We start from the raw sequence: 24,089 nt of genomic DNA, 5'->3' as shown, positions 1-24,089 counted from the left end.
CCCCCGGAAAGGGGTACCGCCGATGGTCGCCGCAGATCTGCTCCGCCCGCGTGACGCCGATGCGTTGCGGGCCGAGTTGCGGCAGGTCGCGACCATGTCGGGGATGTCGGTGGTCTTCGGCGGCGAGGTGCGCGACGGTGTCCTGGTGCTCAGTGAGTTCTTCGGTACCCGCACCGTCGCCATGCGCGGGCTGATCGTGTCGCCGACCTCGGGGGTGGGTGGTGCGGCGGTCGCGAGCCGTCGCCCGACCTCGGTGGCCGACTACCGGGCGGCGCTCACCATCACCCACGATTACGACGCGCCGGTCTCGACCGAGGGGTTGCGCGCGGTGGTCGGAGTGCCGGTCGTGGTGGACGGCAGTTCCCGTGCGGTGCTCTACGTCGCCAGCCGGGAGGCCGGTCCGATCGGGGGCCGGGTCGCCGAATTGGTGCTGCGTTCGAGCCGCCGGCTGGCCGAGGAACTGATGGTGCGCGACGAGGTGGACCGGCGGTTGCGGCTGCGTTCGGTGGTCCCGCCCGCCACGCCGGTCGCGCCGGATTCGGTGGTCGCCGAACAGCTCCGGGATCTGCACGCCGAGGTGCGCGGTATCGCGCAGACACTGACCGACGGCGAGGCGCGTCGCCGCCTGCGGGCGGTCTCGGAGTCACTGGTGCGGCTGATGGGCGGTGCGGATGCCGCCGAGACCGCACCGGCGTTGTCGCCACGCGAGCTCGACGTGCTGTCCTATGTCGCGCTGGGATGTACCAACATCGAAGCGGCCCAGCGTCTTTCGCTGCGTCCGGAAACCGTGAAGAGTTATCTTCGCAGCGCCATGACCAAACTCGAGGCGCATACCCGGCACGAAGCGGTGTCCCGGGCCCGGCGCTGGGGCCTGCTGCCCTGAATGGTCCGGACATGCCACTGCCGGTCCGGAAATCCCGGACCGGCAGGCACAGTTCCGAACGTCGGCCTCGCGGCGAGACGGGCCCCGAGGTCGGCTAGTTCTGCGGCTCGACGAGCTGGATGTCCAGTTCGATGGCGATCTTGTCGCTGAGCATGGCGTTGGGCAGGGCCGGTGCGACGGCGAAGTCGCTGCGCTTGAAGGTGCCGGTCGCGCTGAATCCGGCGTGGTTGGAGCCGTCCTGGAACTGCTGGACGCCACCCCACTCGACGTCGAGGGTGATCTCCTTGGTGACACCGCCCAGGGTCACCTCACCGGTGACCTCGAATTCCTCGGCCACCTGCACCGGCTCGACGGCCTTGAAATGCAGGGTGGGGATTTCGCTCACATTGAGCAGTTCGGCGCTGCGGACGTGGTCGTCGCGCATGGAGTTGCCGGTGTCGAAGGAGTCGAGGTGCACGGTGGCCTCGATGGTGGCCGCACCGTTCGCGTCCACCACGAAGGTGGTCTCGAAGTTGTTGAACCGGCCGCGGACCTTGGAGATACCCAGGTGGCGCACGGTGAAGTTCACGGAGGAGTGGGCGGCGTCGAGGTTCCAGGAACCGGTGGCCAGAGTGCTCTGCTCGGAAGTGGTCATGTCCACAATATTTGCGGACCGTGGTCCGGTTAGCCACACCGTCGTTATCCTGGGACTGTCAGGGCGCGGATAACGGGCCCCGGATGGGTACAGGATGGTGACGTGGCACGTTCGGAATTCGCCGAGTTTCTCATCGCCCGGCGCGCGCAGTTGCAGCCCGAGGAGGTCGGGCTGCCGGCCGGGCGGCGCCGGCGCACGCCCGGATTGCGGCGCGAGGAGGTCGCGGCGCTGGCGGGAGTGAGCGTCGACTATCTCGCGCGCCTGGAACAGGGGCGCGATACCAATCCCTCGATGGCGGTGCTCGGCGCGCTGTCCGAGGCGCTGCGGCTCAACGAGGTCGAACGTCACCACTTCGGCAAACTCGCCATCAGTATGGAGCAGGGCCGCGACTGTCCCTCCGCGGGACAGGCCCGTGAGCGGGTCACCGAGACCGTGCAGGCGGTCCTGGACGCCATGCATCCCACGCCCGCCTTCGTCGTCGGACGCTGGCTCGACATTCTGGCCTGGAACGCCGCGTGGCGTGACTTCGCCGAGCCGCTGGGGCTGTTCGACGAGGTCGCCGAGGGGAATCTCGCCACCTACTTCTTCGCCCATCCGGAGGCGCCGCGGCGCTGGCGGGACTGGCCCCGGGGTGCCGCGATGATGGTGTCGGCGCTGCGGGCCGCACGCAGCCAGTGGCCCGACGACGAGCGCCTGGCCGCATTGGTCGAGGCGCTGCAGCGGTTCCCGGAATTCGCCTGTCGCTGGCGCGAGCACCGGGTCACCGAATTTCGTTCCGGCGCGCTGGAGGTCATCCATCCGCAGCGCGGCGAGGTCGAGGTCGAGATCGAAAGCCTCAGTCCCGCAATCGATCAGAGTGTCCAGGTGTGGCTGGTCGATCGTCGCGGTGCGGCGACGCCGGCGCTGCGCCTGGTGAACGAGTAGCGTCGCCGCACCGAACACATCGCGTCGGTCGGCTCCGGGGGAGACGACCATCACGCATAATCCAACGTGAGCAATCCTGCCCGGCCGGTGTCCATCGATCAGAGCAGCGGAGGAGGTGCCCGGTGGCCGATGCGGCAACGGCACCCGAGGAGGCGTTGGACGATGCCACCCTCGCCGGACGTGCACGTGACGGCGATATCGGGGCCTATGAGCAGCTGGTGCTGCGATATCAGGGACGCATGTTCCGGCTGGCGTCGACGATGCTGGCCGATCGCGCCGAGGCCGAGGACGTCACCCAGGAGGTGTTCCTCACCGCCTGGCGGCGCATCACCCAGTTGCGCGACGACGGCGCATTCGCCGGATGGCTGTACCGGATGACCACCAACCGTTGTCTCAACGTCCTGCGCGCACGGCCCGACCACGCCGATGTGGACCCCGACAGCACCGAATCACCGCAGCGCAGTACCCAGCCGGAACATGCGGCACAGGTCAACGGTCAGCTGGCCGCTCTGACCACCGCATTGCAGCGGCTCACACCCGAACAACGTGCATGTTGGTTGCTCCGTGAGGTTCACGGGCAATCCTATGAGGAGATCGCCGAAATCGTGGGCGCGAACACCACGGCGGTCCGGGGCCGAATCGCCCGGGCTCGCGTGCAGCTGGCGGAGGTGATGCAGCCGTGGCGCTGATGGAGAAGACCGACAGCGACTACATGCTGCCCTGTGGGCGCAGCGTCGAACAGGTGTGGGAGCGGCTGGACGCGGTCGAGGCCGGTCGGGCCGACGACCACGAAGCGAGCTGCTCGCACTGCGCGGCCGCCCGGGAGAGCCTGCTCGTGCTGCGTTCGGCGACTCGTGAGCTCGTCGACGAACCGGATCCGCCACCACCCGCGATGGCCGGCCGGATCATGTCGGCGGTGCGCGCGGAGGTCCGGCGCGGGCGCATGGTGAATCTGCCCACTCCGAATTCGGGAACGATAGAGGTCAGCGAACAGGCCATCGCGGTGGTGCTGCGCTATGCCGCCGATACCGTGCCCGGAGTGCGGGCGCGTGAGTGCCGCGTCGACGATCAGGGGATCGGGGCCGACGGACGGCACACCGTCTCGATCTCACTGTCGATCGCGGTCCGCCACGGTGACACTGCCGTCGAACAGGTCGTACCGCTGGTACGTGAGCGCCTCCGGGCGGCGGTCGCGGCCCGCATCGGGCTGGTACTCGACCGTCTCGATGTCGCCGTGGTCGACATCTATCAGGAGGAGTCATGACACCGGCTGCCTCGTCGTCCCCGGCCGCCGCCGAGTACGTCGCCTCCGACGAGGTGATCGCGGCGGTGGCGGCACACGCCGCGACCGCGGTTCCCGGAGTCGCCTATCTCGAGCCCGGTGTCCTCGGACTCCTGGGACATCTGGCTCGCGGCGGCCGGCAGCTGTGGGGCGGTCCGGATCTCGCCCCGGGGGCCGGTGTGCGCGTGCGGCACAGCGGTGGCTGGCTCAGGGTGCACGTCGACCTCGCGGTCGCGGCGGGATGTCAGGTCGGCGAGGTGGGGCAGGCGGTACAGCGGGCGGTGGTCGGCATGGTCACCGAACAGACCGGGATGGTCGTCGACGCGGTGTCGGTGACGATCCTGGACATACAACCGGGAGAACTGTGAATGAGGACGAACTGATCGACGCCGTCATCAGCGCGATCGGCGCGGTGGCGGGATTGCGTCCCACGGTTCCGCTGGGGGTCGCGCTCGCCGACTGGGTGCCCCGGCTGGGCCCCCGCTCGGCGGTGGATCTCGGCACCGACTGCGTCGAGATCCGCGTGACGGCAACGGAACTACCGTTACCGCCTCGACTGGACCGGCTCTCCGCCCTGGTGGGGGAGCTGCTGGCACCGACCCGATGGGCCGCGGCGCGGTTGCGCATCGTGGTCACCGACCTGGACGCGGGCGCTTTCGACGCCGCCGCCCGTGACGATCCGCAGCGTGCGGTGTCGTAATAGTGAATAGGGAGGTAGTCATGACCAGTACGACAACAGGTAAATCGTCCGGTGCGGCTGAGACCGCGAGCGCCAAGGAGACCGCTCAGGCGGGGACCGCGAAGTCCCGGCAGGCGGCCCCCAGCGCCCTGGCCAGCGATCAGGGCACCACCACCATCGCCGATGCCGTGGTGCAGAAGATCGCCGGTCTGGCCGCGCGGGAGGTGCGTGGTGTGCACAACCTCGGAGGTGGCGCCTCACGGGCGTTCGGTGCCTTCCGTGACCGCATTCCGGGCGCCTCCGCCAGTGTGGGACAAGGGGTTTCGGTCGAGGTCGGGGAGACCCAGACCGCGGTCGATCTGGAGCTCGTCGTCGAATACGGCGTCTCCATCGCCGAACTCGCCCGTGCGGTGCGGCGCAATGTGATCACCGCGATCGAGCAGATGACCGGACTCGAGGTGGTCGAGGTCAACATCAACGTCAACGACGTCTTCATCGAAGAGGACGAGGAACAGCCACCGACTCGCGAACGGGTGCAGTGAGCATCATGAATGCCACCACACTCTGCCTGATCGTCGGGCTGTCGCTGGGCTTCGCCGCCGCCTTCGGCGGTATCGGAGCCTTCGCGGTGGTACTGATCTTCGGCGCCCTGGGTCTGGTGATCGGCCGCTGGCTCGACGGTCACGTCGATCTGTCCGGTCTGATCCGATCCGCGCAGGACCGGGGACGAAAGTGAGCCCTCCCGAGGCCGCATCGCCCGATCCGGCCGCGCACTCGATCCTCAGCGCTGTCGAATTCCGGGGCCGCACAACGGTATCGGAGCGTACGGTGCGCAGGATGGCCGCGCGGGCCGCCTGCGAGGTGGACGGCGTGGCAGGCAAACCCGAGGTGTCGGCACGGGTGGTCGGCGATACCGCGGTCCTGCGCGTGCGGGTGCCGGTCGTCTACCCGATGCCGGTGGGCGCGGTGACCGATGCCTGTCGCGACCACCTGATGCAGCGCACACACGAACTGTCCGGATTGGTGGTGCCGCGAGTGGATATCGACGTGAGCGAATTGGTGAATCCGGTCGAGGCGGCCCGGAGCGTGCAGTGAACCGGCGCCCGCGACGGGTGACGCCGGCCGTGGTGGTGGCGGTCGTGCTGCTGGCCGCGGCCGTCGCCGTGGCCGTCTCGTTGATCCAGAACCTCACCCACAGTAGGGAACTCGTCTCCTACAACAGCATCGCGACCAGATTGCACGACACCACCTGGCACAGCCACTGGGTGCTGGGCGTCGGTATCGGCGCCGCGGTGGTCGGCGCGGTGCTGTTGCTGGTGGCGCTGTGGCCCGGGCGCCGGGTCGTGGTCGCGCTGAAACCGGAGGAGGGGACGTCGGCCGGGATCGCGCGCCGCAGCCTAGACGGTGCGCTCGCGGACGCGGCCGCCTCCGTCGCCGGGCTGGAGAGCGCGCGAGTTCGCCGGACCCGCAAGCATATTCGCGTCTACGGCCGCGCCGCCCACCCCGACCACACGGATCTGGAACAGACCGTCGACGCCGCCGTTTCCGACCGGCTCGACCGGATATCCCCGCTGGTCGCCCCGCCGGTGAGCACACGCCTGCGAACCAGCAAGCAGCCTGATTCCGGTCACCAGGAGGCATCGTGAGTGACACTTGCGCAGCTGCTTGCGATGCCGACCGGGTGCGGGTGTCCCGCGGAATACTGGAGGCATCGTGAGTGACACTTGCGCAGCTGCTTGCGATGCCGACCGGGTGCGGGTGTCCCGCAGAGCACAGGAGGTGTGGTGAAGGGTTCTGCCAATCGTCCGGCTCGGCTGAATCGGTTGCTGCTCGCGGTGATCGGATTGCTGGTGCTGCTCGCCGGGGCCTATGCGATCGTCGCCTACATGGGCGAGCTGAGCTGGGTGGACTCGGACGCCCGGCTGGTTCCCGGTACCGCCGAACCCTCTCCGTGGGTGTTCGTGGCGGTGGTGGCGGGTGCGGTGCTCGTGGCGCTGGCCGTCCTGCGGTGGCTGGCGGCGCAGTTCGCACGGCTACCCGGCCGGGTCCGCTGGCATATCGGAACGGTCGGCAATTCCGGTGAGACACTGCTGAATTCGAATATCGCCGCCGCGCCGGTGGTCGCCGACATCGAATCATATCCGGAGGTGCGTTCGGCCCAGGCGAGTCTGTCCGGCCAGGCGCGCACGCCGGAACTGCATCTGGTGGTCACCGCCGAGCCGGATGCCGATCTCACCGAACTGCGCAGGCGTATCGACACCGATGCGGTGGCCCGGTTGCGCCAGGCCCTGCAAGTCGATGCGATACCGGTGTCACTGGAACTGCGGCTCGTCGACCGCGGTCGGACCGCTCGCGCGAAATAGCGCTACCACCAAAGTTTTTCGCACTACGTGACGGGACCGAGTACCCGTTCCAGGTAGGCGTTGGTGAACCGGCCCTTCGGATCCAGCCGCCGGCGGACATCCTGGAACCGGTCCCACTCGGGGTAGCGGCCGCGCAGCGTCTCGGCGGTCTGAAAGTGCCGCTTCCCCCAGTGCGGCCGGCCGTGGTAGCGATCGAAAATCGCCTCGCACGCACGGAAATACGGTTCGTGGTCCATCCCGCGATACTGGTGTACGGCGATGTAGCAGGTATCGCGCCCGCCCGCGGGGGACAGGAAGGCGTCGTCGGGCGCGACGAATCGGACCTCGGTGGGCATGGGCGATTCGAATCGCTGCCCGGCCTCCTTGATCTCGCGGATCGCCGCGACGGCGTATTCGCGCGGGATCGCATATTCCATCTCGGTGAAGCGGATCAGCCTGGGGGAGGCGAAGACCCGATACGAGCGATCGACCTGGCGGCGATAACTGCCGGCATACGCGGCGCCGCGGTGGATCCACGGGATCAGACCCGGCTGCACCCGCGCCAGCCGGCACAGCGCGTCGAAGGTGTGATTGGTCATCAGGATGTCGGCGAACCAGTCGACAGCCTTGGGACGTGGCTGTTCGGGGAGTTCGACGCGATTGTTGCGTTTGGTCATCGCCAGCGGGCTGTGCGCGAAGACGTAGAACTCGAAATGTTCGTTACCGTCGACGAATTCGTCGAGATTCGCGAGGACGTCGTCCACCGGGATCGGGCGTTCGACGCCCTCGAGGACGAACGAGGGCACCAGCTGCAGCGTCACCGCGGTGACGACGCCGAGGGCGCCGACATTCACCCGGGCCGCGCGCCATCCGTCGGGATCGCTGTGTTCGTCGAGTTCGACGATGCTGCCGTCGGCCAGCATCAGTTCCACCGAATGCAGTGCGGCGGAAAGGTTCTGCAGGGTGGCGCCGGTGCCGTGGGTGGCGGTGGCGGTGGCGCCCGCGATCGACTGCACATCGATGTCGCCGAGGTTCGGGAAGGCCAGCCCCATCGGGTGCAGGGCGGAACTGAGGGTGTTGAGGGTGGCGCCCGCCTCGACCCGGGCCAGGCCGCTGGTCCGGTCGACCCGCAGGATCCGGTCGAGGTGCGCCAGGTTCAGCAGGGTGCCGTCGGTGAGGACCGTGTCGGTGAACGAATGCCCGGCTCCCGCAACCCGCACGGTATGGCCGTCGGTCTCGGCCCGGGCGAGTAGTTCGGCGATGTCGTCGCGTGTGCGGGGGGCGGCGTAGGTGGCCGGCGTGCATCGTTGATCGCCGGCCCAGTTCACCCACGAATTGGTCATACGTCCAACTTTAGGACATGCGTTCAGTGTGCGCCAGCCCTCGTCCGGCGTCGAACGTGGCGGATCACACTCGATCGGCCGGACTCGGGTTCTTACGTCGAGGGTGCGGGTGTCGATACCGTGGCGGAGTGTCGGGAACGGCGGAGTGGATCACCTTTTGCGGCAGGCGAATACCGCCGCTTTCGCCTGGTCCACGTCGGCGTCGTCCAGCGGCGGGACCTCGAGTGGGACCCGAGGGAGGTGGTCGGCACGAACGCCGTCGAGAACGATGCTCATGTACCGCCGCCAGACCTGCGGATTCACCGGCTTGGAGAATCCGGCGATGGCCTCGACCATGTGGATCATCGCGAAGAAGTCGGAGGCCGCGATGCCCGGGCGCACCACGCCCTCGGCCTCGGCCTTGTCGATCAGCCGGGTCACCATCGGTTTGATCCGATCGCGCACGGAGGCGAAGCGTTCCATGGCATCGGGCAATTCGAGCATCACCTCACCGAAGCCGCGATTGCCCGCCATGTGTTCGCAGGACCATTCGAACAGCTGCGTCAGGCCGTGCCAGGGGTCGGGGTCGGCGTAGGCGGCCTCGGTGGCCTCGGCCATCTCGTTGACGGTCTGGTCGAAAACCTCCGCGATCAGCTCCTGCTTGTTCGCGAAGCGGCGGTAGACCGTGCCGACGCCGACGCCGGCGGCCTCCGCGACGTCGTCCAGGGTGACCTCCAGGCCACGCTCGGCGAACAGGCCTCTGGCCGCAAGCAGAATCCGCTGGTGGTTACGGGCGGCGTCGGCGCGCAAACGCCGACCTGCGGGGGTGGCCGTGGCGTGATTCACACCCCGATATTACCAAGTTCCGGGATTAACCGGAGACGCTCTCTCCGTTATCGTGATAGCTTTTGAAACAAGCGGAGGATGCTCCTCCACTTAATCCATCGTTCAATCGTCGCAGGACAAGGGGACCCATGACTTCCGCGATCGATCTCGACAAGAAGCGGTCGGACCAGCCGTCGAGGCGTTCGACGCCGGACGGGGGCCGCCGCGGCTCACATGCCATGCGCTGGTGGGTGCTCGCTGTACTCGGCGTCGCCCAGTTGATGGTCGTGCTGGACGCGACCGTGGTGAATATCGCACTGCCCGCGGCCCAGCTGGACCTCGGCTTCTCCAATGCCGACCGGCAGTGGGTGGTCACCGGATACGCGCTGGCCTTCGGCAGCCTGCTCCTGCTCGGCGGCCGGCTCAGTGACCTGTTCGGCAGACGAACCACATTCATCGTCGGCCTGGTCGGCTTCGCCGTCGCCTCGGCGGTGGGTGGTGCGGCCAACGGATTCGAGATGCTGGTCATCGCACGCGTCGCACAGGGCGTGTTCGGCGCATTGCTGGCCCCGGCTGCCCTGTCGCTGCTGACGGTCACCTTCACGCAGCCCTCGGAGCGGGCCAAGGCATTCGGCATCTTCGGTGCCGTGGCGGGTACCGGTGGCGCACTCGGCCTGCTGCTCGGCGGCGCGCTCACCGAATGGGCGTCCTGGCGCTGGGTGATGTACGTCAATCTGCTCTTCGCCGCCGTCGCTCTCATCGGCGCGGTCCTGCTGCTGGCCAAGCACACCGCCGACAAGCGGCCCAAGCTCGACATTCCTGGCACGCTGGCAGTCAGTGCCGCTCTGTTCGGCATCGTCTACGGCTTCTCGCACGCCGAATCGCACGGCTGGACCGACGGTCTGACCCTCACGTTCCTGATCGGTGGCGTGGTGCTGCTGGGTGTGTTCACCTGGCTGCAGACCCGCGTCGCGCATCCGCTGCTGCCGCTGCGCATCGTGCTCGACCGCACCCGCGCGGCGTCCTACATGACCGTGTTCGTCATGGGCATCGGAATGTTCGCGATCTTCCTGTTCCTCACCTACTACATGCAGCTCACGATGGGGTACTCGCCGATCATGACCGGCGTGGCCTTCCTGCCGATGATCGCGACCATGATCCTGTCGTCGACCACGGTGCCGTCGCTGGTGATGCCGAAGATCGGGCCGAAGATCACCGTCACCGCCGGATTCCTGGTGGCCGCGTTCGGTATGGCGTGGCTGACCCGGATCGGGCTCGACACCGGCTATGCCACCCACATCCTGCCGGCCCTGCTGCTGCTGGGCCTGGGTCTCGGTGGTGCCATGTCGACCGCGTTCCAGGGCTCGACCGCAGGCGTGAACCACGACGACGCGGGTGTGGCCTCGGCGATGGTCAACACCAGCCAGCAGGTCGGTGGTTCGATCGGTACCGCGCTGCTGAGCACCATCGCCTCCTCGGCGGCGGCGAACTACCTGTCGGGCCGTGCGCCCAGCGAGGTGGCGGTCGCGGAATCGCTGATCAAGAGCTACACCACCAGTTTCTGGTGGGCCGCAGCGATTTTCGTCGCCGGCGCGATCGCCGCGGCGGTGCTGATGCCCAGTACCGCACCGGCGCCCGCGGAAGGTGAACCGGTACTCGCGCACTGATCACGGCACGGCCAGTGGGTGAATAGTCCTGTATGGCCGATGAATACGGCACCTGTGCCCCGGACCACTGGTCCGGGGCACAGGTGTATCCGGGGCCTTGCCCGCGTGCCGGTGCCGTCGCGGGCCGATCGAGATATCGAGGACCGATCCGGATCGGCGCACCGATGACGGGGCGGCGCCGGTCGGCGGCGTGGGTCGACTGTCCGGTTCGGACACGCCGATGCCGTACGCGCAATGGATGATCGAGCGGGCGTGCGCGAATTCGATGTGGCGCGGTGTCGTATTCGAGCAAATGGTTAGCTAGCAGTGGTTGGTAGTCGCAGGGTGGGACCTGGTACGGGTGACGCCGTGCGGGGCCGGGACAACTCGCTGCACGGACCCGCCCGGTCCCGGACGACTTCCGGCCTGGACGGCGATTCGGGGTGTCGATGCCGCCCCGCGGCGGGATCGCTGACAGTTAGCATGACTCCACACATTCGGTCGGGCTGGGAGGTGTACCAGGTGGGTTCGCGATCCGGTGCCGCGGTGCTGCGAAGCCCGGCGGCACCGAACGAATTCCCGGCGAGTTTTTGCTCGTGGCAAGCGAATCCGATAGTCTGGACAGCTCTCTGTGGCACACGCGGCCGCTGGTCCGCCCTCCCGGCCGACGCTCTAGACTGCACGGATCGGGTGTGGCGCTCGGATGTCCGAGCAGACGGTGGTGACTTCGCGCAGCGCGGCAGATCGGACAACTGGTACGGCACGACGACAGGGGGCAGGCGATGAGCGAAGCAGCGGACGAGACCGCGATGCAGATCGTCACCGAAGCCGATGCGTGGCAGCCCGATCCACGCTGGCGGTCCGCGGCCCGGTTGACGGTGCTGCTGGGCGAGGACGACCACTTCAAGCACCGACCCCGCTATCACGAAATCGTGCGGCGCGCCCGGGATGCGGGTCTGGCCGGCGCCAGCGTGTGGCGCGGTGTCGAGGGCTACGGCGTGTCCTCGCGCATCCATACCACCCGCATGCTCGATCTGGCCGAGAACCTGCCGGTGATGGTGATGATCGTCGACGATTCGCAGCTGCTGCGCGATTTCGTCGTCGCCAACGGCGAACTCTTCGCGTCCGGCACCGTGACACTGTCCGCGGTCCAGGTGTGGCAGTCGGACGGCACGGTGTCGCCGTGATCGTGATGACGAGCCGGACACAGGCGACGAGGAAGGGAGGCCCGAGCATGGCCCACGATCGTGCCGGACGACCGGCGCGGGCCAGCGATCTCGAGGATCTCCCGCATCTGGTGACGGCCTACTACAGCCGCATTCCCGATCCGGCCGAACCCGCGCACCGGGTGGCCTTCGGTACCTCCGGTCACCGCGGTTCGAGTCTGGACTGCGCGTTCAACGAGGCGCACATCCTCGCGATCACACAGGCGATCGTGGAATACCGGGCCACTCGCGGTATCACCGGTCCGGTCTATCTGGCCCGCGATACGCACGCGCTGTCGGAGCCCGCCTGGACCACCGCGCTGGAGGTGCTGGCGGCCAACGATGTCACCGCGGTGATCGACACCCGCGGCCGCTACACGCCCACCCCGGCCCTGAGTCATGCGGTACTGCGCCACAATCGGGGCGGTACCCGCCATCAGGCCGACGGGATCGTGGTCACCCCCTCCCACAATCCGCCGCGGGACGGCGGCTTCAAATACAACCCGCCGCACGGCGGGCCGGCCGATACCGTCGCCACCGATGCCATCGCCGAGCGCGCCAACGAACTGCTGCGCGGCGGGCTGGCCGGTATCAAGCGCACGACGCTGCAACACGCGCTGGCCACCGGCGTACAGCGCTACGACTACCTCGACCACTACATCGCCGATCTGCCGAATGTGCTGAATCTGGACGCCATTCGCGGGGCCGGTATCCGGCTGGGCGCGGATCCGATGGGCGGGGCGAGTGTCGACTACTGGGAGGAGATCGGCCAGCGCTACGACCTCGAAATCGAGGTGGTCAATCCGTTCGTCGACCCCACCTGGCGGTTCATGACGCTCGACAGCGACGGCAAGATCCGCATGGATCCCTCCTCGCGCTATGCGATGGCCTCGCTGGTGGCCATCCGCGACGACTACGACATCTCCACCGGTAACGATGCCGACGCCGACCGGCACGGCATCGTCACTCCCGATGCGGGACTGATGAATCCGAACCACTTCCTGGCGGTGGCGATCGAATACCTGATCGCCAACCGGATGGGCTGGGATGCGCTGACCAAGATCGGCAAGACCGCGGTGACCTCCTCGATGATCGACCGGGTGGTCGGAGTGCTGGGCCGCCAGACCCACGAGGTGCCCGTCGGGTTCAAATGGTTCGTTCCCGGATTATTCAGCGGTTCACTGGCTTTCGGCGGTGAGGAGAGCGCCGGCGCGTCGTTCCTGCGGCACGACGGCACGGTCTGGACAACCGACAAGGACGGCATTCTGCTGGCCCTGCTGGCCGCCGAGATCACCGCGGTCACCGGGCAGAGTCCGTCCGCGCGCTACGCCGAACTCGAAAAGCGCTACGGCACCCCGGCATACGCACGCATCGACGCGGGGGCGAGTGCCGAGCAGAAGCGGCGGCTGGCGGCGCTGACCCCCGACGACATCGTCGTGGCCGAGGTCGCGGGTGAGTCGGTCCTCTCGGTACAGACCCGCGCCCGCGGCAACGGCGCGGCGCTGGGCGGGGTCAAGGTCACCACCGAGAACGCGTGGTTCGCCGCTCGCCCGTCGGGTACCGAGGACAAGTACAAGATCTACGCCGAATCCTTCGAAGGACCCGAGCACCTGGCCCAGGTGCAGGCCGCCGCCGAGGACGTGGTCGGGCGTGCACTGGGGATCGACGAGCCCGTGCTCGAGGACTGATTCGCGGCCCCTGGGCAGGGCACTCCTGCCTGGTGGGAGCATCGGGTTTCGTGCTCCGAACCGGCCCTATCCTGTGCGGATCTGTTGACCCCACCGATCGGAGAATGGCTGTGTTGGCTCGTCGAATGCGAAATCCGGTGCGGATCGGCGCCGGTCTGCTCGCAGTGGGATTACTCGCCGCCTGTTCCGGTACGGCCGACTCCGATCACCCCGCACCAGCGGGGGAACTGCTCACCTCGGCACCGCTGACCAGCGGCGCCGCACTACCCAGCGCGGCGAGTACCCGATTGATCACCTATCGGTCCGATGACGCGCAGGGCAGGCCCATCGTGGTCTCGGGCACGGTGGCGGTACCGAAATCGCCGCCGCCGAAGGACGGCTGGCCGGTGCTGAGCTGGGCGCACGGCACGACCGGCTACGCCGATACCTGCGCGCCGTCCGTGGATACCCCCGACGGCCTCGACCACGACTATCTCGGTCCGGTCGACAGCATTCTCGACACCTGGGTGGCCAAGGGGTACGCGGTCGTGCAGACCGATTACGAAGGTCTGGGCACACCCGGTGGCCACACCTACATCAACGGCACGAGTGAGGCGAACACGGTCACCGACATCGTTCGCGCGGCTCGCACCCTGGACACCTCCATCGGCAAGAACTGGGTGGTGGCCGGGCACAGCCAGGGTGGGCAAGCCACCCTGTTCACCGCGCAGAACGCCGCGCAACGGGCACCCGAACTCGACCTGAAGGGTGCGATATCGATCGCGCCGGGCGGGGTGGGACTCAGCAGCACCGTCGACTATGTGCGCGGCAACCGGCCCGGCGCGGCGGCCGCCGAGGCGTTCCTGCCGCTGATTCTGCTCGGTGCGCAGGCCGCGGATCCGGCCATCGACCCCGATCGATTGCTGACCGCGCAGGCGGCGCCGCTGCTCACCGCCGGGCGCACCGGCTGTCTCGCGCAGATCCGGGCCGTGCCGCCGGTCCCGCCGGAGCGAGTCTTCGCTCCCGACGCCGATGTCCGACCGCTGACCGAGTATCTGGACCGGCAGGACCCGTCACGGGTCGTGCCGTCGGTCCCCACGATGATCGCGCAGGGGACGGTTGATACGGCCGTGGCGAAGCCGGGAACCGATGCGTTGGTGAAAACCTTGTGCGACAAGGGAGTTCAGGTCGACTACCGGGTCTACGACGGGCAGGACCATCGCGGCAGCGTGCCCGCATCGTTAAGTGACGCACAGGATTTCGCCGATCAGGTGCTCTCCGGCCACGCTCCGGCGGTGACCTGCACGCGCTGATCACCACTGTGTCGCCCATCACCTCACCCCCGGCCCCGGCGCCGGGGGTGAGGCGTTCGTGGGTCACTTCCGATTGCGCCTATTTCGTGCACGCGTCGTGAAAAGTGCAGGTAGAAGCCCTTGATCCCGCTGAATGAGAGCGGCGAACAGTGCCGGTCCGTCCTGTGACATGTTGCACACGCATCTTTTTTGCACATCACCGATGCCCGGAGCGGCTCTGTTCTTCGTGTGTCGGTGACCTTCGAGAGGAGACCCGATGAGGGTTCAACGATGGGTATCCGCGGCCACACTCGCCGCCGCGGTCGTGACCGCCGGAACCGGCTTCGCGACGGCAGATCCGGCGACGGCAGCCGATCCGGAGGTGCATTACCACGCGAGCAATACCGGTGCGGCAGCGGTGATCACGACCGATTCGGGCACCATGGCGGTGGCGGACGGCGTCTTCGAGATCAAATCGGCATCCGGCAAGGTGCTCGCGGGAATCCCGCTGGCCTACCGCATCGATGACGTGACCTATCCCGTCGCCGCCAGGATCGATGGCAATACCGCGACGCTCACGCCGACCGCCATGCCGTTCCAGAACGAGGCACCGTGGCGTACCCGCTACGAGCGCGAGCAGGCGGCCTTCTCCCGGGCGGCCATGCAGATCACGACCGCCGCGGCCGGCGGGGCGGCGATGGGCACCGCGCTGGGCGGTGTCGCCGGATGTGTCGGTGGTGCGGTGGTCGGCACCGTCGTCACCGGGATACTCGCCGCGTTGTTCGGTGCGGGCCCGCTGGCGGGTTGTCTGGCCGGGATCGCGATCGGTGCCGGGATCGGTGCCTTCGCCGGCGCTCTGCTGGTCACCGCCCCGGTCGCGGTCGCCTCGGTGGTGCAGTACTTCGCGACGATCAATGAGCCCTTCGTGCCACCGGCGCCCGCCGGAAAGTAGTTGTGCCGGAACCGGATGCGCCGCGGTCGATACCGCGGCGCATCCGGTTCTACTCAGCGAATGGTGCCGGCGCCCGGAATCAGCGGCAGGTCCAGCGGGGTCACCCAGCCGGGTGGCAGCTCGTTGACCGCCGGGACCGCATTGAGGGCGCGCATCCCGGTCGCCAGACATCCCGCCACGGCGGGGGTGCGGCCGGAGCCGTCGGTGAACCGGAAGGCCGTCTCCTGTGAAATCGACGGGGAGCCCACGATATCCACCCGATAGACATCGTCGGTCGTACCCGCCGGCCAGTCCGGCGCCGCGTCGGTGCCGATCCGGTTCACATGTTCGAGCGTGATGACCTCCCGCCCCCGGTACACGCCGTTGATGGTGAACCGGATCGCCGCCACATCACCGGCCGAGATGACTCCCTTGGCCGACGGACGATCCACCGGGGTCACCCACTTCTCCCATGTCGTGGTGATGTCGTCGAGCTCGATGCCGACGGCACTCGCGATCATCGGCACGGTGGCGCCCCACGCCATGATCAGCAGGTCCGGCGTCTCGAGCATGGCCTGGAATTCCGGCGGGCGGCCGATGCCCATCTCGAACTCGTAGTCGCCTTCGTAATCGGCGTAATCGAGCAGTTCGCAGGCGCGCACCGACTCCACCTCGCCACACAGGCCGAGCAGTGTCATCGGGAACAGATCGTTCGCGAAACCCGGATCGATCCCGGTGGTGAAGCAGGACGCACCGCCCTCGGCGCAGGCCTGGGTGATCGGATCACGCCAGACCGCCGGTGTCTGCGCCATATCCGGCCACACCCACGGTGTCATCGCCGTGGAACACACATCGATCCCGGCGCGCAGGAACGATCCGATCACCCGGATGTTCTCGTCCGCCAACGCCGCGGTCGGTCCGTAATGGACCACCGCGTCCGGCCGCAGCGCGATCAATTCTTCGACCGAATTCGTTGCCCGGACGCCGGTTTCGCCCGCACCGCACAACTCGCCGGCATCGCGGCCCACCTTCTCGGGATTGCTGACCCCGACCCCCACCAGCTCGAACCGCGGATGGCCGATGATCTCGGCCAGCACCATGGACCCGACCACGCCGGTACCCCACAGGACGATTCGCTTCTTCTCGTTCGGCACCGGAACTCCTTGCTGCCGTGCGGATCTCGGATACATCTGTCAGTTGTGGTACTCGCCGCAGTCGACCGTGAGGATCTGCCCGGTCACCGCGGCGGCCAGATCGGTGGCCAGGAACAGCGCCGCGCGCGCCACCTCCTCGGGGGAGGCCAGTCGCTTGAGATCGGTGGGCTCGGCCTTGCGCCGGTAGATCTCCTCGTGGGTGACGCCGTCCTGTGCGGCCAGCCAGTCGAAGTAGGCCTTGTTCACGTCTTCGTAGATATAGGACGGCGCGACGCTGTTGACCCGGACACCGCGCGGTCCCAATTCGGTGGCCAGCGACGACGCCAGATGCGCCAGGGTGCCCTTCGACAGCTTGTAGCCGGAGTAGATCGGCTCGGAGTCGAAGCTCACGCACGAGTTGAGCATGATGATCGAGCCGTGCGATGCGGCCAGCGCATCCGCGAACAGCGTCGAAAGACGCAGTGGGGCATAGACATTCGTCTCGTTCGCGGTCCGCAGCGCGTCCAGGTCGATACCGGTGATCGGCTCCATCGGGGGGATGGCGAAGGCATTGTTGATCAGGCAGTCCACCCGGCCGAATTCGGCGAGGGCGCGGTCGACGAGGGCCTTGCGCTGCCCCTCGTCGGTGATGTCGGTGGGCACCACCAGCGCGCGGCGGCCGTAGGACCGGACCACCTCGGCCATCTTCTCCAGTCGCCGCTCGGTGCGGCTGACCAGCACCAGATCCGCGCCCATCCGGGCGGCCTCCGCGCCCAGGGCCCGGCCCAGTCCGGGGCCGACGCCGGACAGCACCACGACCTTGCCCTCGAGCAGGGGGAGAGGGCGGTAGGTATCCGCGGCGGCGATCTGCTGGTCGGTAGTGGACACGACAACTCCTCGAATCTGTCCGCCTCGGCGGGATCCGCCTCAGCGGTTACAGTGTGTAACGACTCAGATGTGACAGACTGTAACGACTGATGCACGCGCAGACAAGGACGGTTGCCCGGTGAATGTTCGCCGCCGGCTCGGGCCGCATCGCGATCCGGAGGTGGATCGCGCGGTGCTCGACGCGGCTCGCAGTCTGCTCACCGAGCGCGGCTACGCCGCCGCCTCGATCGATGCGATCGCCACTCGGGCGGGGGTGAGCCGGCCCGCCATCTACCGGCGCTGGCCGTCCAAGGCGCATCTGATCGCGCGAGCGGTTTTCCCGGATGTCGGCAGCGACGAGCGAGCCGGGAATCTGATCGAGGAGATTCGCAAGGTCATCCGCGGCACGATCCAGCTGTTCGGCGCCCGGGAGGCGCGAGCGGCGATGCCGGGCCTGATGACCGAGATGCGCGCCGATTCCGGTCTGTATCAGAAGCTTTCGGCCCGTTTGGACGCTCCTACCCGCCGCGAATTGGCGCAATATCTGGAATCCGGTGGTGGGCGCGGCGGCGTCGATTCGGACACGGTGCTGGATATGATCGCCGGCGCGGCATTGTTCGCCATGTGTATTCGCGATATCGACGATGTCGACGGTTTCGCGCGATCACTCGAGGATCTGGTGCTCTACGGCCTGGTCGGGGTGCCGCCTGAGCACGATCGCTGAATACGGCCGCCGGATTCCGGTGGCGGCCCGGCTTTGGCAGAGTGGACGCCGTGAATTCCTCCGGATCGAAATACACGCCGAAGCCGATGTCCAATCGCACCACCTACGGGCTGGGCGCGGTGGCGCTGGTGGTCGTCGCGGTGATCGTGTTCCTCGTCGTGCGCTGGAACAGCAATCACGGTTTGACGGTGCAGGAAGACGGATACGGTGCGGTGCACGATCCGGCGGTGACGGCCCTGTCGGATTCCGACGGCGCGATCGTGCTGGGGAAGACGTCCGCGCCGAAGACGATCGACATTTTCGAAGATCCGATGTGCCCGTCCTGTGGTTCGCTGGAGCACTACTTCGGGCAGCAGATCTCCAAGTACATCGACCAGGGCAAGTTCGCGGTGCGCTATCGGCTGGTGAACTTCCTGGACAGCAAATCCAGCAGTAAGGACTATTCGACGCGAGCGGTGGCGGCCAGTGAATGTGTGGCCGACGCGGGTGACGGGCCGGTGTTCTCGAAGTTCCACACGGCGTTGTTCACCACGAAGCAGCCCAGCGAAAGCGGAGGCAATCTCACCAACGACGAATTGGCGGCGATCGCCAAGGAAGCCGGGGCGTCGAATGAGGTGCAGCAGTGCATCGCCCGGGGGGATCGGGTGGATTCCGCACGCAACCACGCGCAGTCCGCGCTCGGCGCGTTGAAGGACGCGGTCGGTCAGGTGCAGACGCCCACCGTGCTCGATGGTGGTAAGGAAGTCGATGTGGAGCAGTCGGATTGGGTCACCAAGGTGGCGGGCTGAATGTCGTCCGGCCTGGGCGGTATCCCCATCCGCCCGGGCCGGAGTTCTTCGATCGGCGATCAGTTGGTCTCGTCATCGCCCAGAAGAACCTCGTAGATTCGATTGCGGGCGTCGGCGATCGCGTTCACGGTGTCGCGTAGCTGCCCGGCCATCGCGGCGTATCCGCTACCCGCGGCCGTTCGGTCGAGTTCGGATTCGAGGCGGATGCGGAGCAATTCGAGCGCGGCGATCCGCTCCCGTTCCACGCCGGCATCGATGATGGTCGGTGCGGGTGGACGATCCTGACAAGTCATGGCGTTCGCGGTGTCCTCCGATCACTCGTTGTTCTCGTCTGTCGAATAGCGTTCAGTAGCAGACACTTTCGTCCCCGGCGGTGCAGTCTTCGGGCGTCCCCTCCGTGAGCCGCCGATGGATCGGTGCGTGGACTCCGATCGGATATCCTGGATCCAGCGCGGAAACAGCCACTGCCACAATCGAAGTGGAGACTGGCGTCGGATCGATCACCGGCATGTCGGAATCGCGATACGGAAAAAGGTAATTCGCGTCTTCGTCGACGGTCATCCGTACATCCCCGGTTGGACTGGTCCACTCTACGCGATCGGCATCCAGCCATCGCACCTGCCAGCGTGTCTTTCCCCGAGCGATGAGCGATGCGAGTCGATGGTGATGTGTGCACAGCGAAAGTGATTGTGCCGCTGACAATTCGGGTGAATTTTCGCGGTCGCTCGACACCGGGAGATCGGCTGGCTCGGCGAGGGCCCACGGCGCCGGCACCGTCACCGCGGGCACGCGGCTCGACGCTCTGCTTCCACCATGCGGCGCCGCCGCTGCGACGACTGTTGTGCAGCCCGGAAACCGACAGGTGCGGTCGAGGATTTCCAGAGGTGCGCCGGACCGAGGTTGTCGCTGTTCGGCGTGATCGGCTCGATGTGTCCCACGGCCACGGTGCCGTTGCTCGGCCACCAGTACGAAATCCGCGCGCTCGGCGATCCGGCGCACGAGTTCCGCGTCGATGGGCCCATAGCCGTGCAACTGGCCGGGGTCGTCGCCCGTACCGGCCAGGGTGCGGGCGCTGACTCCGATCTGGATGAGTGGCCGCCGAGTGCCTGTCGTCGCGGAGCTCCTCGCTCCCGGTGCCGGAGCTATTGCGGTACAACGTTTTCCGCGACCGCACGCGCAGTGCAACCACCCGGTGCCGTCGGCGAGCGCGACCAGAGCGTCGGCACGCCGTTGCGGCATACTGCGCGGATCGTCTGCGCAGACCTGCAGCGCCATCTCCCGTAATCGCATCGCGACGGTCTGTGCGCCCTCGGCCGGCAGAAGTCCGGCGACCACCGCGGCGCCGTCCTGGACCGCGGTCAGGCGAATATCGCGGCAGTCCTCCCGCTGTTCGCGCCGGCGTTGTTCGCCCGGGCCGTCCAACCGGGTGAGCCAGCGCCGTGCCGTCTGCCGCAGCCGCGCCGGTGTCGTCCGTGCCGCGGCCTCCACCATCGGCTTCTCGAGATCGGCGAGCAGATCGCTCGACAGTCCCCGGGCACTGTCGACGATGACCTGCACCCGGGCCAGATCGATCCGCCCCGACCCGAACGCCTCCCGCGTGTGCGGTAGCCGCTCCAATGTCAGCCCGATATCGATCAGCGCCGCCGCGACCTGCTCGGATATCTGAACCGCCATCGAGATCTCCGCCGCAGCGAACTCGCCGGCCCGCACGCCACCGGGTCCGGGAGTTGCATTACCGGCTCGATGCCGGCGATACAGCTCCCGCACCGCCCGCACCTCCGCCGCCTGTGCGAAAGCCGCCGCCCCGTGTGCCCGCCGCAGCGCATCGACCAGCCCCGCATCGCTCATCGCCTGAAGCTCTCCGCCATCGAACATGCGTTCGAGTCTATCGTTCGAACATGTGTTCCACCAGCCTTTTGCGCAGGCGATTTGGTACCGCAACGAGGGGTGGTGTAACTTCTTTCAAGCACGCGGAGAACATCTCCGAGTGTGAAATCTGGGGCTATGGCGCAGCTGGTAGCGCACCACACTGGCAGTGTGGGGGTCAGGGGTTCGAGTCCCCTTAGCTCCACAGGAAAACGCAGGTCAGGACCGATATTGTATCGGTCCTGACCTGCTTTATTTGGTCCAGCCCTACGGAAACCCCGCGTTTTGGGTTTTGTAACGTCGTTTGCTTCGGGCGTGAATCTGGCTGACGTAGGGCTTGGGGTCTGATCCTGGGCTTCGACCTGCTGCCGCGGATCAAGCGGATCAACAAGTGCAAGCTGTACCGGCCCGCGGCCGGTGAGTCTGGGCTGTGGCCTGGTCTCGGACCGGCGATGACGCGCCCGATCAGGTGGGAGTTGATCGCCGGCAGCGTGCACCACCGGTGCGGTGGGGGGGCGCGGGGGCCGCACCATCCGCAGCGGAGGCGGCGCCTGTCAAGGCAACGCCGTCCGGGGAGTGGCAGTTCGAGTTCACTGCCATGCATTACGTGACGCTGTCGTGCTACTTCGAAAACCTGTACAGGACCGATGCCACGGGGCCTTTCAAGTACACAGGAAGCGGGAAGAACAAACCAGCGGCGGAGAAGGCAGCCTGGAACAAGGCGCAGGCGGCCGTTCCGCAAGGAAAGAGGGTGAAGCATTGCCGGACCGAGAAGGCATGGAAACGCTGACAAGCAAGGTTCCGATAGAAAACGACGAACACCAGGTGTGGGAGCTCGCAGTAGATCTCGGAGTGCCCGATCCCGCAGGACCCGGTTCCCTCGCTGGCGAGGGTATCCACCCCATTGCTCTGGCACTCGAAGACAGCGCGCACAAGATCCATGGAGCCAACCGGATTCCCTGTTTCACCGCATTCGGGCCGATCAGCGCGCTCGACGAGTTCGCCCAGCGCGCATGGGGTGATGGTTACGACCCGGCGGATGTCCCGGTCGAATGCCGTCTCACCGTGTACGTGACCGACGACGAGCTGGACCAGCTGGTGCAACTCATCGTGGAAGACCTTGGCATGGACAAGACCGGATACTCGACTGCAGCTGGCCGAAAGGTCACCGTGTGCCTTCGGCCCATCTCCTTGGCGGACCCAGAGAACGGCTTCTACCAGCACCTGGTTGATCAGTACCACAATCTGGACTCGGCGGACTGACAGCGTCGCCTGCAAATCAGGCCACCGCCGACCCGCATCTGCATTTTGCGGGGATGGGAGAGCGAGGGTGGTCGGTCGAGTTGAGCGCCCGGGTCGTTCTACTTCCAAGGAAGTGGAACGACCTATGCCGCGCGGAGCCAAGTTGACACTGGCGGTAGGCGACCTGGGTGAACCTGAACAACCTTCGTTCCAGAAGTCGTTCCACCAAGTTCGTTCCGGAAGGCCCGTACGCTGACGCACACCACCGGCCCCGACGGGTTGCTCATAGCTACCAGCCGTAGGCGGAAAAGGGCCGACTGTGTGCGATATGCGCCATGGCCTCGCGACAGTAGTCGATCATGTGTTCCGGCATTGTGTCGGCCGAAACCCATTGCAGCTCTGTGCATTTCTCCGGCTCTCGGTTCTCGGGATCACCCTGCCAGGCCCGCACTGTGAAGAAGAACGCCATGCGACCACCGGAGGACGAGTTGTGCATGATGTGGGCGAAGTGGACATCTTCGGGCTTGATGGTGATCCCGATTTCCTCCTCGGCCTCGCGAATCAGCGCGTGGATGACGGACTCGTCAGCTTCGAGATGTCCGCTTGGCAAGTGCCAAGCTCCATCCTCGAAGCCGGTGTTCTGGCGCTGACCGAACAGAACGTCGCTGCCGCGGCGCAGTACAAGATGCACATCTCCTGTCACCTTGTGGCGCTGGGATTTTGAGCTGTCGGTCTGTGGCGCAACAGTCTTGGTCATGAATATCCTTCCTTCAGGGTAGTTGACCTGTGGTTTTGCGATAAGACGAAAGCAAGCTGAGCTTATTCGCCGACCGCCCGTCGTCATATACACCCGGCGTATACCGACCAATGGGTTCGCGCATGGATATCGCCGCGCCTGCCATTCACCCTCGTTACCAGGCATTTTGGCCAACCAACGGAACGGAGATGGTGGGCATGCGCCGAGTACGCCACATCCACATCGAATCCGGCGCGTTGACGCTGGACTATCAGGCCAGCGCCGAACAGGTGCTACACGTCGCAGCTCAACTGGCCAGCGAGCGACTGGTCGGGCTGCAACTGGTCGTCAGTATCGACGACAACGTAACTGCCGATCTGCCTTCTCTGCCGTGTGCTGAGTTATGGGACTGAATCATGAAATATGCAGCACACCAAGATTTTTCAAGATTCATCCGCATCGAAGGGAAGCACCATCCCATGCCCGATGATCTCCCTGTCGCACCGTCTACCACGGCGTCGATCCCATACGGCTGGCGGCTTTCGCAGTGCCACCGGTGGAAGCGACGCCGGAACAACCATTGCCGGATGCGGGGCCGTTCCTACGGGTATGTGCGGGGGTGACAGGACGGCGGCGCTGACCTGGGCACTGTAGCCCGGGGCGGTGGTGCTGACGGCTGTGCTGAGTTACCGGGTCGGGGCACGGCGGGTGGTTGTCCGACAGCTTGGCCGCCATGGGTTCACGCCTGGGGTCAGCCCGAAGGTCACGAGACATTCTTCGAGAAGTACGAGTGGACGGTGCAATCTCAGCCGACCTTGGTGAAGCCTGATTATTCGCGGAGCATGGACGCAGACACCGAAATCCTCCCGCGGTTGCAAGACATCCGGCCTCCAATACGATCGACGCCGATTCGATGCCCACCGTGGCTCATGAGGAAGTAGGCGTAACCGTTGGGGCTGCTGCACGGGGAGGTGACACTGTGACCTGATCGTGCAGCGGCCCCCATCGGGTCGTCGCGCTCGGGGAATGGGTGGTCTCGATCCGGAGCTGTTCGCGAATGCCGATACGCGGCTGCTTCTTTCGCGAGAAGTGTGCGGTGCC

The 24,089-nt window shown here is 66.8% G+C and carries 29 protein-coding genes and 1 tRNA gene; 22 read left to right on the top strand and 8 right to left on the bottom strand.

Annotation, left to right across the window (positions count from 1 at the left end):
* Positions 1–22 precede the first annotated feature (22 nt).
* Positions 23–883 (top strand): LuxR C-terminal-related transcriptional regulator, encoded by an 861-nt coding sequence (locus tag AB0L57_RS16380; protein ID WP_364962174.1) that lies wholly within the window; start codon positions 23–25, stop codon positions 881–883.
* Positions 884–977: 94 nt separating this feature from the next.
* Here the strand turns inward: AB0L57_RS16380 and AB0L57_RS16375 are convergent, their stop codons facing one another.
* Complete coding sequence (locus tag AB0L57_RS16375) at positions 978–1,517, bottom strand: YceI family protein (RefSeq protein ID WP_364962171.1); 540 nt, start codon at positions 1,515–1,517, stop codon at positions 978–980.
* A gap of 102 nt (positions 1,518–1,619) precedes the next feature.
* Here AB0L57_RS16375 and AB0L57_RS16370 point away from each other — a divergent pair, with 102 nt between their 5' ends.
* The 10 genes from AB0L57_RS16370 to AB0L57_RS16325 all read left to right on the top strand — a co-directional run bounded on the left by AB0L57_RS16370 (position 1,620) and on the right by AB0L57_RS16325 (position 6,765).
* A complete protein-coding gene (locus AB0L57_RS16370) occupies positions 1,620–2,441 on the top strand; it encodes a helix-turn-helix transcriptional regulator (protein WP_364962167.1) in 822 nt (273 codons plus the stop codon).
* A 122-nt stretch (positions 2,442–2,563) separates the two neighbouring features.
* Complete coding sequence (locus tag AB0L57_RS16365; protein ID WP_364962164.1) at positions 2,564–3,130, top strand: sigma-70 family RNA polymerase sigma factor; 567 nt, start codon at positions 2,564–2,566, stop codon at positions 3,128–3,130.
* The gene (locus AB0L57_RS16360; protein ID WP_364962443.1) at positions 3,130–3,705 is read left to right on the top strand and encodes an Asp23/Gls24 family envelope stress response protein; all 576 of its coding nucleotides are present in this window, start codon (positions 3,130–3,132) and stop codon (positions 3,703–3,705) included. Before AB0L57_RS16365 ends, AB0L57_RS16360 begins: the two co-directional genes overlap by 1 nt.
* The gene (locus AB0L57_RS16355; protein ID WP_364962161.1) at positions 3,702–4,091 is read left to right on the top strand and encodes an Asp23/Gls24 family envelope stress response protein; all 390 of its coding nucleotides are present in this window, start codon (positions 3,702–3,704) and stop codon (positions 4,089–4,091) included. Before AB0L57_RS16360 ends, AB0L57_RS16355 begins: the two co-directional genes overlap by 4 nt.
* The gene (locus AB0L57_RS16350) at positions 4,088–4,423 is read left to right on the top strand and encodes a hypothetical protein (RefSeq protein WP_364962158.1); all 336 of its coding nucleotides are present in this window, start codon (positions 4,088–4,090) and stop codon (positions 4,421–4,423) included. Before AB0L57_RS16355 ends, AB0L57_RS16350 begins: the two co-directional genes overlap by 4 nt.
* 20 nt (positions 4,424–4,443) lie before the next feature.
* On the top strand, positions 4,444–4,944 hold the full coding sequence (locus tag AB0L57_RS16345) for an Asp23/Gls24 family envelope stress response protein (RefSeq protein ID WP_364962155.1): 501 nt from the start codon (positions 4,444–4,446) through the stop codon (positions 4,942–4,944).
* Positions 4,945–4,949: 5 nt separating this feature from the next.
* Complete coding sequence (locus AB0L57_RS16340) at positions 4,950–5,138, top strand: hypothetical protein (RefSeq protein WP_364962153.1); 189 nt, start codon at positions 4,950–4,952, stop codon at positions 5,136–5,138.
* A 101-nt stretch (positions 5,139–5,239) separates the two neighbouring features.
* Entirely contained in the window at positions 5,240–5,497 is a 258-nt protein-coding gene (locus tag AB0L57_RS16335; RefSeq protein WP_364962151.1) for an Asp23/Gls24 family envelope stress response protein, read from the top strand.
* The gene (locus AB0L57_RS16330; protein WP_364962149.1) at positions 5,494–6,048 is read left to right on the top strand and encodes a DUF6286 domain-containing protein; all 555 of its coding nucleotides are present in this window, start codon (positions 5,494–5,496) and stop codon (positions 6,046–6,048) included. Before AB0L57_RS16335 ends, AB0L57_RS16330 begins: the two co-directional genes overlap by 4 nt.
* Before the next feature lie 138 nt (positions 6,049–6,186).
* Positions 6,187–6,765: an alkaline shock response membrane anchor protein AmaP gene (locus tag AB0L57_RS16325; RefSeq protein WP_364962146.1), complete on the top strand. Its 579-nt coding sequence runs from the start codon at positions 6,187–6,189 to the stop codon at positions 6,763–6,765.
* A gap of 23 nt (positions 6,766–6,788) precedes the next feature.
* On the opposite strand, the gene AB0L57_RS16320 is transcribed toward AB0L57_RS16325, so the two are convergent.
* Positions 6,789–8,087 carry a D-arabinono-1,4-lactone oxidase gene (locus AB0L57_RS16320; RefSeq protein ID WP_364962143.1) on the bottom strand — a complete coding sequence of 433 codons (1,299 nt, stop codon included), beginning with the start codon at positions 8,085–8,087 and terminating at the stop codon, positions 6,789–6,791.
* A 150-nt stretch (positions 8,088–8,237) separates the two neighbouring features.
* Entirely contained in the window at positions 8,238–8,912 is a 675-nt protein-coding gene (locus tag AB0L57_RS16315) for a TetR/AcrR family transcriptional regulator (protein ID WP_364962140.1), read from the bottom strand.
* Between the two features lie 218 nt (positions 8,913–9,130).
* Between AB0L57_RS16315 and AB0L57_RS16310 the strand changes: the two genes are divergently transcribed.
* The 5 genes from AB0L57_RS16310 to AB0L57_RS16290 all read left to right on the top strand — a co-directional run bounded on the left by AB0L57_RS16310 (position 9,131) and on the right by AB0L57_RS16290 (position 15,653).
* Positions 9,131–10,558 (top strand): MFS transporter, encoded by a 1,428-nt coding sequence (locus AB0L57_RS16310; protein ID WP_364962440.1) that lies wholly within the window; start codon positions 9,131–9,133, stop codon positions 10,556–10,558.
* Between the two features lie 761 nt (positions 10,559–11,319).
* Entirely contained in the window at positions 11,320–11,724 is a 405-nt protein-coding gene (locus tag AB0L57_RS16305) for a DUF190 domain-containing protein (RefSeq protein WP_364962137.1), read from the top strand.
* Between the two features lie 47 nt (positions 11,725–11,771).
* A complete protein-coding gene (gene pgm / locus AB0L57_RS16300) occupies positions 11,772–13,430 on the top strand; it encodes a phosphoglucomutase (alpha-D-glucose-1,6-bisphosphate-dependent) (RefSeq protein WP_364962135.1) in 1,659 nt (552 codons plus the stop codon).
* 125 nt (positions 13,431–13,555) lie between these two features.
* Positions 13,556–14,722: a lipase family protein gene (locus AB0L57_RS16295; protein ID WP_364962132.1), complete on the top strand. Its 1,167-nt coding sequence runs from the start codon at positions 13,556–13,558 to the stop codon at positions 14,720–14,722.
* A gap of 256 nt (positions 14,723–14,978) precedes the next feature.
* On the top strand, positions 14,979–15,653 hold the full coding sequence (locus AB0L57_RS16290; protein WP_364962128.1) for a hypothetical protein: 675 nt from the start codon (positions 14,979–14,981) through the stop codon (positions 15,651–15,653).
* Positions 15,654–15,706: 53 nt separating this feature from the next.
* On the opposite strand, the gene AB0L57_RS16285 is transcribed toward AB0L57_RS16290, so the two are convergent.
* Both AB0L57_RS16285 and AB0L57_RS16280 read right to left on the bottom strand, forming a co-directional pair.
* On the bottom strand, positions 15,707–16,822 hold the full coding sequence (locus tag AB0L57_RS16285; RefSeq protein ID WP_364962125.1) for a dihydrodipicolinate reductase: 1,116 nt from the start codon (positions 16,820–16,822) through the stop codon (positions 15,707–15,709).
* Between the two features lie 3 nt (positions 16,823–16,825).
* Positions 16,826–17,653, bottom strand: coding sequence for an SDR family oxidoreductase (locus AB0L57_RS16280; protein ID WP_364962123.1), 828 nt, complete (start codon positions 17,651–17,653; stop codon positions 16,826–16,828).
* 118 nt (positions 17,654–17,771) lie between these two features.
* On the opposite strand from AB0L57_RS16280, the gene AB0L57_RS16275 reads away from it, so the two are divergent.
* Together AB0L57_RS16275 and AB0L57_RS16270 are read left to right on the top strand one after the other, a co-directional pair.
* Entirely contained in the window at positions 17,772–18,356 is a 585-nt protein-coding gene (locus AB0L57_RS16275) for a TetR/AcrR family transcriptional regulator (RefSeq protein WP_364962120.1), read from the top strand.
* A 50-nt stretch (positions 18,357–18,406) separates the two neighbouring features.
* Complete coding sequence (locus AB0L57_RS16270; protein ID WP_364962118.1) at positions 18,407–19,144, top strand: thioredoxin domain-containing protein; 738 nt, start codon at positions 18,407–18,409, stop codon at positions 19,142–19,144.
* 59 nt (positions 19,145–19,203) lie between these two features.
* Here the strand turns inward: AB0L57_RS16270 and AB0L57_RS16265 are convergent, their stop codons facing one another.
* On the bottom strand, positions 19,204–19,437 hold the full coding sequence (locus tag AB0L57_RS16265) for a hypothetical protein (protein WP_364962116.1): 234 nt from the start codon (positions 19,435–19,437) through the stop codon (positions 19,204–19,206).
* Positions 19,438–19,489: 52 nt separating this feature from the next.
* Positions 19,490–21,085, bottom strand: a complete 1,596-nt coding sequence (locus tag AB0L57_RS16260; protein ID WP_364962115.1) for a DUF222 domain-containing protein — start codon at positions 21,083–21,085, stop codon at positions 19,490–19,492.
* A 57-nt stretch (positions 21,086–21,142) separates the two neighbouring features.
* Here AB0L57_RS16260 and AB0L57_RS16255 point away from each other — a divergent pair.
* The 3 genes from AB0L57_RS16255 (at position 21,143) to AB0L57_RS16245 (ending at position 22,273) form a co-directional block, all read left to right on the top strand.
* Positions 21,143–21,215 (top strand) — tRNA-Ala (locus AB0L57_RS16255).
* A 139-nt stretch (positions 21,216–21,354) separates the two neighbouring features.
* Complete coding sequence (locus AB0L57_RS16250; RefSeq protein ID WP_364962438.1) at positions 21,355–21,621, top strand: Tn3 family transposase; 267 nt, start codon at positions 21,355–21,357, stop codon at positions 21,619–21,621.
* A 166-nt stretch (positions 21,622–21,787) separates the two neighbouring features.
* Positions 21,788–22,273, top strand: coding sequence for a hypothetical protein (locus AB0L57_RS16245; protein ID WP_364962112.1), 486 nt, complete (start codon positions 21,788–21,790; stop codon positions 22,271–22,273).
* 268 nt (positions 22,274–22,541) lie between these two features.
* Here AB0L57_RS16245 and AB0L57_RS16240 read toward each other — a convergent pair whose 3' ends face one another.
* Positions 22,542–23,009, bottom strand: coding sequence for an NUDIX domain-containing protein (locus AB0L57_RS16240; RefSeq protein ID WP_364962110.1), 468 nt, complete (start codon positions 23,007–23,009; stop codon positions 22,542–22,544).
* A gap of 122 nt (positions 23,010–23,131) precedes the next feature.
* Between AB0L57_RS16240 and AB0L57_RS16235 the strand changes: the two genes are divergently transcribed.
* Complete coding sequence (locus AB0L57_RS16235) at positions 23,132–23,401, top strand: hypothetical protein (protein WP_364962107.1); 270 nt, start codon at positions 23,132–23,134, stop codon at positions 23,399–23,401.
* Positions 23,402–24,089: the final 688 nt, after the last annotated feature.

It is taken from the genome of Nocardia sp. NPDC052254 (genome assembly GCF_040679495.1).
Taxonomy (GTDB): domain Bacteria; phylum Actinomycetota; class Actinomycetes; order Mycobacteriales; family Mycobacteriaceae; genus Nocardia.
Note: the sequence above shows the minus strand (reverse complement) of the source record. Positions and strands in the feature narration are given on the sequence as shown.